The sequence below is a fragment of the Streptomyces sp. RPT161 genome, assembly GCF_027533845.1.
Classification (GTDB): Bacteria; Actinomycetota; Actinomycetes; order Streptomycetales; family Streptomycetaceae; genus Streptantibioticus_A; species Streptantibioticus_A silvisoli_A.
Map to the genome: position 1 here is coordinate 1 of NZ_JAPZVN010000076.1, position 1,321 is coordinate 1,321.

Genomic DNA, 1,321 nt, shown 5'->3' on the forward strand with positions numbered 1-1,321 from the left:
CGCGGTCTAGGCACTGTCCGGCGGATCTTGGTGTGCGGGATAACTGGACGGAGCTTTGACGGTAGCGTCGACTGGTGATTGGTCTGCAGGTACGTGCTGAGAACGGTGCTGTGGTCGCCAACGGCACCTGTGGCTATGAGTGGGACAACAGGATCGAACGGTCACAGTTCCCGCTGTTGGGCCACGTCTGTCCCTTCACCGACACCATGTTCAATGGCTGGCAGATTCGATCACTGCTTGACGAGTTGGCGCGGGTGCCTGCGGACTGGGATGACGGCTGGGTAGCCGAGGTACGGCGACTGGGGGAGCTGGCCCTTGAAAACCCCCATCACTACCTTTGGTTCGTCGGCGACTGATCCCTGTCAGGCGGTCCGACGTATCAGCCCCGGAGCCATAATCGGATGGCTGCCAGCGTGACGGTGCCGTGGAAGACGTAGGCCCGCTTGTCATACCTGGTGGCCACGGCCCGGAAGTTCTTGAGCCGGTTGATCGTCCGCTCGACTTCATTGCGGCGCTTGTAGAGCGTGGTGTCGAAGCCGGTTGGCCGGCCGCCTTTGCTGCCGCGGCGTCGGCGGGTGGCCCGTTGGTCCTTCGGCTCCGGGATGGTGTGCTTGATCTGCCGTCGTCGCAGGTACCGGCGATTGCGGCGGGAGGAGTAGGCCTTGTCGCCCCCGAGGTGGTCCGGCCGGGTGCGTGGACGACCGCCCCCGAGACGGGCGACACGGACGCGTTCGAGGACCGGAATGAGCTGCGGGGCGTCGCCCCACTGGCCCGGTGTGATCAGCAGGGCCAGGGGGCGGCGTCCGCCTTCACCGGCGAGGTGGATCTTGCAGGTCAGCCCGCCCCGGGACCGTCCGAGTCCCTCGTCGAGGCGGTGTTGCCGGGGCGTTGATCTTTTTTCGGGATGCGCGGTGCTTTCCTGCGGGCCCCGGCAGCGTGCTGGTGAGCACGGCAGGAGGTGGAGTCCACGCTCACCATGCTCCAGTCGATCCGGCCTTCCGCATCCGCGTCAGCCTGCACGGCCTGCAGGATCCGGTCCCAGGTGCCGTCAGCCGACCAGCGTCTGTGCCGTTCGTAAACGGTCTTCCAACTGCCGAACCGGGCTGGTAGATCCCGCCATGGAACACCCGTCCGCTGGCGGAAGAGGATTCCGTTGATCACCTTGCGGTGGCTCGCCCAACGCCCGCCCCGCTGCCCCGACTGGGGCAGATACGGCTTCAGACGAGCCCACTCCGCCTTCGTCAGATCGCCTCGTCCCATGACCATGGACACGGCCACGAGAGCGACACCGCTCAATCAATGATCCGCCGGACAGTGCCTA

2 protein-coding genes are annotated in these 1,321 nt (G+C 65.9%); one reads left to right on the plus strand and one right to left on the minus strand.

What is annotated here, in order from left to right; all coding sequences use genetic code 11:
• Positions 1 to 74: 74 nt before the first annotated feature.
• Positions 75 to 356 (plus strand): hypothetical protein, encoded by a 282-nt coding sequence (locus O5O46_RS34955; RefSeq protein ID WP_269859715.1) that lies wholly within the window; start codon positions 75 to 77, stop codon positions 354 to 356.
• A 23-nt stretch (positions 357 to 379) separates the two neighbouring features.
• On the opposite strand, the gene O5O46_RS34960 is transcribed toward O5O46_RS34955, so the two are convergent.
• A protein-coding gene (locus O5O46_RS34960; protein ID WP_443072706.1) for an IS5 family transposase occupies positions 380 to 1,260 on the minus strand; the annotation gives its coding sequence in 2 pieces (ribosomal slippage) (positions 380 to 900 and positions 900 to 1,260; 882 coding nt in all).
• Between the last annotated feature and the right edge of the window lie 61 nt (positions 1,261 to 1,321).